This window comes from Thiomicrospira microaerophila, from assembly GCF_000934765.1.
Taxonomy (GTDB): domain Bacteria; phylum Pseudomonadota; class Gammaproteobacteria; order Thiomicrospirales; family Thiomicrospiraceae; genus Thiomicrospira; species Thiomicrospira microaerophila.
The window spans coordinates 22661-29353 of sequence record NZ_JYNN01000032.1; the positions used below are offsets into that span (position 1 = coordinate 22661).

Genomic DNA, 6693 nt, shown 5'->3' on the forward strand with positions numbered 1-6693 from the left:
TTGTCAATAATTGATTTAAGTTGTGTAAAAGATCAATTAATACATTTTGATACAAAACCTTTATGGTAATAAAAGGTATTTAATGTATAATAGATTTAATTTTAATGGATGGGGGTGAAAGTGCTCAATAATAGACCTGTTACGCAAAAGGAAGTTATAATTCCTGAAGAATTCATTTTATCTACTACGACCGATCTAAGTGGAACGGTTTTAACGGCTTCAGATGACTTTATAAGAGTATCGGGCTACCCTCGCTCAGAGTTTATTGGTCAACCCCATAATATTTTGCGCCACCCCGATGTGCCTGCCGCGGTGTTTAAGGATATGTGGGAAACATTAAAAAAAGGCAAAACATGGTCAGCCATTGTTAAAAACCGTGCTAAATCTGGCGACCATTACTGGGTACTCGCCAATGCATCGCCTATTGTTGATAACGGAAAAATTGTTGGCTATATCTCAGTGCGCACAGCGCTTGCGCGTGAGCAAATACAGCAAGCGGAAAGCCTCTATCGTGATATTGAACAAGGCAGAAAAGTCATTCAGGGCGGTTTCGTAAGAAGTCGAGCATCCACCAGGTGGGACTTTTTAACGGTGAACGGAAGCCTGCATAAGGTTTTGTTAGTGAATGCGAGTTTGATCTTGCTTATTGGCATACTTATTTTGTCTTTGGGGTTTTATCAGCTGCGTATTGAGCCGATTGAAGCGCGTCAACTTGCGATTGATATCAAAAAGTCGTCTAACCTTATCGCCTCTGTGTTGGAAGCGAAAGTGGTCTCGGTAATGGATATCTCTGCATCCCTGTCAGGGTACGATAAGTTAGGTCCGGTTTTGGTCGGTGAAGCAGGACGAGATCAAGCGGTAGCAAGGCTTAGTGGTGTAAGGGATCATTTCAGTAATATAACAAGTTATCAAAATATTCGTGCGCATCTTTATGGTTTAGATAAGCGCTCGATAGTAAAGTCATGGCAAGAAAACTCTTTTGGTGAAGTCATATCTCACCCGCTACTGGATCAGGTTATTACACAGCCCAAGGTTGCTGGGGGGTTGACATTAAACTTTGCTGATTTCGGGGTTGGCGTAACAGGCTTTTCGCCAGTTTATTATCAAAATCAATTCGTGGGTGTTCTCTCTGCTTCGGGCGGAATTGCCTCGGTTGTGGGTGATTTAAAATCAATCGGGTTTGATTGGGTGCTGTTGATTGATGAACGTGCATTTAAAGGCAATATCCCTTTATCAATTGCGTCTAATCAAACCTTTAAAGGCACTTATCGTTTGGCTCATGATCGCTGGTTTAATGAGTCAATAGTGAAACAGTTGCAGCAACATTTTGTGGGTGTAGATTTACAGGAGGGGGCACAACAGCAAGCCTATCGAGTCAATGATCAAATCATCGTTGACATTCCGGCACATGATCGTCACGGTAATATCATCGGGCGTCATGTTTTAATTCATTCCGCCGCTGAAGTTCAGCATCAAATTGAAGAAGCGACAGCCCAAGCAATACAAACAATTATTACGTTTGTTGTTTTTGTAATGTTGATTGTCGGCTTTTTAATCATGCTGGTGCAACGTCGCACGATAAAACCTCTAACTGACATAGCGACCTCAATGAAAAAGATGATCAGTACAGGGCGTTTTAATGACCGCGTTTTTTTATTGGATACGCGAGATGAGATCAGTGATATCGTCAACACTTTTAATGGTTTTGCCGGTAATGTTCAACGTGCTTTATGCAATATCAATGATGTGATGTCATCAATTGCAGACGGGCAGTTTGATGTGGAAATTAAAGATGCCATGCACGGTGATTTAAGGGTTACGAAAAATGCTGTGAATGGCTCGGTGGCAAGCGTGGGCGATACCATGCGTGCACTTAGCGTTATTATGGATGCCCTGTATCAAGGTGACTTTAATCTCAAAATGCCTGAGACTGTTAAAGGTGATTTCCGTGATAAGGTTGATCAAGCTCTTCACTCCTTGCAGTTAACCATCAATAGCATTAATCATGTCATGGCTAAAATGCAAGAGGGCGACTTTAATCATCGTGTTGAAGTTGAAGCGCGCGGTGATTTGCTTACGCTTAAAAATGGTATCAATAACTCAATGGAAGCGATCTCTGATGCCATTTCTAAAATCAGCGAAGTGGTTGGGGCTCAGGCATCAGGCGACCTGACCGTTGAGTTGCCTTCCGGTCATTTTAAAGGTGAGCTTCATAATCTGAAGAACTCCATTAACTATTCCATGGAAAAAATGAAAGAGGTGGTCAACGCTGTTTCACAAGCCTCTGTAACCGTGAGTAATGCGGCTAGCGAAGTCTCGCAAGGCTCCATAGATTTAAGTCAGCGTGTGCAAGAGCAAGCCGCCGCACTTGAGCAGACCTCAGCTACCATGGATCAAATGAATTCTGTGGTTCAAAGCAATACTCAGAATGCCCATCAAACGGCACAGGTTACCAAAGAAGTGCAGGCGAAAGCCAATCAAGGGGCGGCTGTTATGCAGCAGACTATTGAAGCAATGAACTCAATTCAACAATCAAGCCATAAGATTGCTGATATTGTCAGCTTAATCGATGGCATTGCGTTTCAAACTAACTTATTAGCGTTAAACGCCGCAGTAGAAGCGGCACGAGCCGGTGATCACGGACGCGGTTTTGCGGTCGTCGCCAGTGAAGTCCGTGCGTTAGCACAAAAGTCTGCTGAAGCGGCTAAGGATATTAAAGGCTTAATCAATGAAAGCGTTGGTCGGATTGATGAAGGCACGAAGCTGGCGTCTGAATCGGGTGCCGTGCTCAAAGTGATTAATGATTCAATTAACGGCGTTGCCACGATGATCAACCAGATCGCACAAGCGTCAAGTGAGCAATCCGAAGGTATTAAGCAGGTGCACAATGCCATCGCGCAAATAGACGGCGTAACTCAGCAAAATGCGGCATTGGTAGAACAAACCAGCGCGGCATCTGAAAGTTTGAGCGAGCAAGCGGGCATTCTTCAAAAGGATATGGCGTTCTTTAAAACCGGCAACGCAACAAATAATGTGTTAATACCGCCGAAGTCATTATCTAATCCAGTAAAGGGTAATCAGCATAATTCGATAAATAACAGCAAGGAATGGACTGAGTTTTAACACTTTTAGACAGCAAGGCTAAAGGGAGTAATTATTTAGAGCGCTAGCGATGATGTTTAAGGTCAATGTATATGTATCAACTGTATTTTATGGGTGGAGTAGGTGAGCAGGTTTTTAAAACTTGAGCGTAAGCTAAAAGAAAAGTTATTTTTTTATAACCAGTTAGGATTTTTCTGGGTTAAAGAGTTAACGCTTGCTCAATTTTCCCTTGAAACCTATGTTGACATTCTGGATAAAGCAAAAAAAGATCAAGGTAATTATGATGAAGCGGTTATTTTGGCTGAAGGTATTATTGAGTCCGTTTACACGAATGTAGATATTGAAAAGCTAGAAGATGGGGATCAATTTTTGGGTGATTTAACCAGGGATAATATACAAGTTATTTATCGAAGTTTTTTTAATTAAGTAGATGATTATATGGCTTTTTATAAAAGCAAATATCCATTAAGCAAGAAGCGTGGCGTGCGTGCGATTACCTTGAATATCGCGTTATTTGAGGAGATGTATATGGAAAATTTAATGGGCTATTTTAGAAAGCGGTATCTCAAGGTAAATTTAGAACGTTATGTTCTTCAGCATCTTATTTATAAGTTAAGCCAGCGTTTAGTAGGTATGGAGAGTCTTAAAAAACTACACAAGGATGTTACGGAATGGCTCGAAGCCGGTAATGCACCGGATGAGGCCTGTTTAAATAAGATGGGGTTATCGATTGATGTACTAATAAATTATCAAATACATGATAACTTTGATCAAAAACAAAGCGGATTTATGGCCAATTTGCAAGGAGTCTGACATACTTCTTTTCTAGGTTGAATCTATCTAAACTAATGATTTTGTTGTGAAATAAATTTTAAAACACTTGGCAATATATCGAATGAAGGAGGTTGGCATGTTCCAGATGGGAAGAGGTGGAAATAATCATGAATCTATAGAAGCACAGGTTGATTACACCCAGTTTTTAAGCTTTATCCTTGGTAATGAAACCTATGGTGTCGATATTCTTCGTGTTCAAGAGATTAGAGGCTGGGAGATGCCAACTAACCTTCCAGGTTTACCCAGTTACGTCAAAGGTGTGATTAATATTCGTGGTGCTATTGTACCTATTTTGGATATGCGCGAGCTTTTTCACATAGGTGAGCCAACCTATGATCACAGTACGGTTGTTGTTATTACTCGAATTGCAGTATCCCAAGATGACAGGGTGGGTAAGTTAATGGGTTTGGTGGTCGATGGTGTAAGTGATGTGGTAGGTATTAATTTAAATGAGCTTCAAACTGCGCCGCAGTTTGATAACAACCAAAAAGTGAGTGATGAGTTTATTAAAGGCTTGGCAAGTATCGAGCAAAAAATGGTCATTTTACTCGATGTTGACAAGTTGCTCGGGCTAGGAACGTTAAAACAAGCTATTAAGCCGCAACACCGGCTTGATATTGAGATGTTTAAAGAGGGAAATAATAATGGCGTGTGTTGATGATAATCCAAAAACGATTCTGTTGATTGATGATGACGTAGTAACCCGCAAGCTGATTAGAGTATTTCTTGAAGGCATTTTAAGCGATGTTGCGATCGTGGAGGCGAGTAATGGCGAAGAAGGGATGTCGCATTTAAAACAGGCGCAGCGGCATTTTGACTTTATTTTTCTAGATTTAATGATGCCTATTATGGATGGTGTAGAGTTTTTACGCTTTTACGGTTCAGCCGAGTGTCCTGCCCATGCTGGATCGAAGCTTATAATATTAAGCTCGTTAGATGAAGATGTTTTATCTAGTTCTTTGCAATATGCTGAAATGATGGGTATTAAGAATGTTAAACACATTTCTAAGGTCGATATTTTAGAAGCCCTTCAGCGGCTTTCTGAACAAGTTTTGATGATGGTTGGTGAAGTTAAAGACGCGTTAGAGTTGCCTGATCATAAAGAAGAGGATGCTCAATTATCTGCCTTGATTGTTGATGAATCCTTTCTGCGTAAAGGCATTGTTGCTGAGGAGTTTGAGGTTTATTATCAGCCTAAACATGCCTTGTTACCACAAAATAAACAATGTGTCGAGGCGCTCATCCGTTGGAATCATCCACAGGCAGGTCTAGTTATGCCAGGAAGGTTCATTGCTGTTGCCGAACAGGAAGGGGTTATTGCGGAATTAACCGATTATGTTTTGGATCGCGTTTTGTCTGATTTGACGCACTGGCGATCTTTAGGTTTAACCAATGTTGTTGTTTCTGTAAATTTATCGCCCAAGATGCTAGATGATTTATGCCTGCCTGAACGTTTAGGTGCGCGTGTAGAAAATGCAAAAGTTGCGTCAGAGCAGCTTGTTTTTGAGGTAACTGAAGCAATTCATGATATTTGCCAAGAACATTTTACTGATATTTTGCTTCGAATAAGGCTAAAGGGATTTCGATTATCGATTGATGATTTTGGGACAGGTACATCTTCTATGTCAAGGTTGGAGCATCTACCCTTTAATGAATTAAAGGTTGACCGTTCGTTTATTACCAATATTGATAAGGATGAAAAAAAGCAGTCTATGGTGACGCATATGATCAATATGGGTAAAGAATTAGGCCTTGAAATTGTAGTTGAAGGTATAGAAACAACAGCGGAGCTTGAATTTGTAAGTTTGCTGAACCCTAATTATATACAGGGCTACTACTTTAGTCGTCCACTTGATAATATGGATACAGAACGTTGGCTTAAAGCTAATGCGCAAGATTTCATGGGTGTGGCGGAGTAACAGGCATGACAATAAAGTTGAGATTAATTATTAGCGGTATTGCGGTATTGGTTTTCCTTTTAATGGGTAATTTGTTTACAAAGTATATTTTGATTTAATCTGTAGAAGCTGTTGAATAAATTATTGAGGTGAAGAGAGTAAAGCTTTCATTATTAGACGACAATTACCTTGTCCTCTTGACGACAACTAACTTGGCCGTTTTGAGTAACGTTATGATGATGCTTTTTTTAAACGAAGGAATTGGCATTGTCTGGCAAACCTATCAATCAAAACAAGGAATGCTTTATATGCTAAGTCGTCAACAAGGTCACTCTAAAAAAATCAGTGCTGCTAAATCCGTAATCAGAGTAGTTTTTTATGCGCGAATTAACTAGACAGGATCAATTAGAAGAAGCAACCATTTATGTGGTTGGCTTCAGAGATGGGGTAACGAGTTCGATTTTGTCTGAAATTCAGACTTGTTTTCCTTCAAGTTTAATAATTAGAGTCTGCTCAAAAAATATAAATCATTGTTTTAAAACAAAAATACTTGTTTTTGTGGTATAATAATGCACAGTTTTTCAGCCCCAAGATATAAAAAAGCGTGCACAAAAATGATTCGAGACCACTCTGTAACCCAATTATCACTCAGCGAATTCGATTGGCCCTTCCAATCAGACCTTGATCCACAAAACCGCTGGGTTCAACTTGCACAGTGCATTCCATGGGATGACTTCGCCCAAAGTTACTATGCCAAGCTCAATCAAAAACGCGGTCGTCCCGCCAAACCCGCACGTTTGGTGATCGGTGCACTGATTATCAAACACAAGCTTGCACTCTCTGATCGAGAAACCGTAGC

Annotated in this window: 6 protein-coding genes and 1 pseudogene; all 7 read left to right on the forward strand. The window is 40.4% G+C overall.

The features are described 5' to 3' along the window. The first annotated feature begins 120 nt into the window (after window positions 1-120). Window positions 121-3123, forward strand: a complete 3003-nt coding sequence (locus NA59_RS14455; RefSeq protein WP_198401091.1) for a methyl-accepting chemotaxis protein — start codon at window positions 121-123, stop codon at window positions 3121-3123. Window positions 3124-3225: 102 nt separating this feature from the next. Next, window positions 3226-3528: a hypothetical protein gene (locus NA59_RS10265; protein WP_044411979.1), complete on the forward strand. Its 303-nt coding sequence runs from the start codon at window positions 3226-3228 to the stop codon at window positions 3526-3528. 12 nt (window positions 3529-3540) lie between these two features. Further along, window positions 3541-3915, forward strand: coding sequence for a hypothetical protein (locus tag NA59_RS10270; protein ID WP_044411982.1), 375 nt, complete (start codon window positions 3541-3543; stop codon window positions 3913-3915). 97 nt (window positions 3916-4012) lie between these two features. Then, window positions 4013-4594, forward strand: a complete 582-nt coding sequence (locus NA59_RS10275) for a chemotaxis protein CheW (RefSeq protein WP_052501612.1) — start codon at window positions 4013-4015, stop codon at window positions 4592-4594. After that, window positions 4581-5855 carry a two-component system response regulator gene (locus NA59_RS10280; RefSeq protein ID WP_044411985.1) on the forward strand — a complete coding sequence of 425 codons (1275 nt, stop codon included), beginning with the start codon at window positions 4581-4583 and terminating at the stop codon, window positions 5853-5855. The genes NA59_RS10275 and NA59_RS10280 overlap by 14 nt, the downstream gene beginning before the upstream one ends. Before the next feature lie 212 nt (window positions 5856-6067). After that, window positions 6068-6229 (forward strand): hypothetical protein, encoded by a 162-nt coding sequence (locus NA59_RS15580; RefSeq protein WP_157792598.1) that lies wholly within the window; start codon window positions 6068-6070, stop codon window positions 6227-6229. 219 nt (window positions 6230-6448) lie between these two features. Next, window positions 6449-6693, forward strand: a pseudogene (locus NA59_RS10285) (IS5/IS1182 family transposase); the annotation flags it as partial.

What these genes read in the sequence shown, in the direction of transcription:
- NA59_RS10270 (WP_044411982.1), top strand. Translation starts at nt 3,541, where the DNA reads ATGGCTTTTTATAAAAGCAAATATCCATTAAGCAAGAAGCGTGGCGTG.
- NA59_RS10275 (WP_052501612.1), top strand. Translation starts at nt 4,013, where the DNA reads ATGTTCCAGATGGGAAGAGGTGGAAATAATCATGAATCTATAGAAGCA.
- NA59_RS10280 (WP_044411985.1), top strand. Translation starts at nt 4,581, where the DNA reads ATGGCGTGTGTTGATGATAATCCAAAAACGATTCTGTTGATTGATGAT.
- NA59_RS15580 (WP_157792598.1), top strand. Translation starts at nt 6,068, where the DNA reads ATGATGATGCTTTTTTTAAACGAAGGAATTGGCATTGTCTGGCAAACC.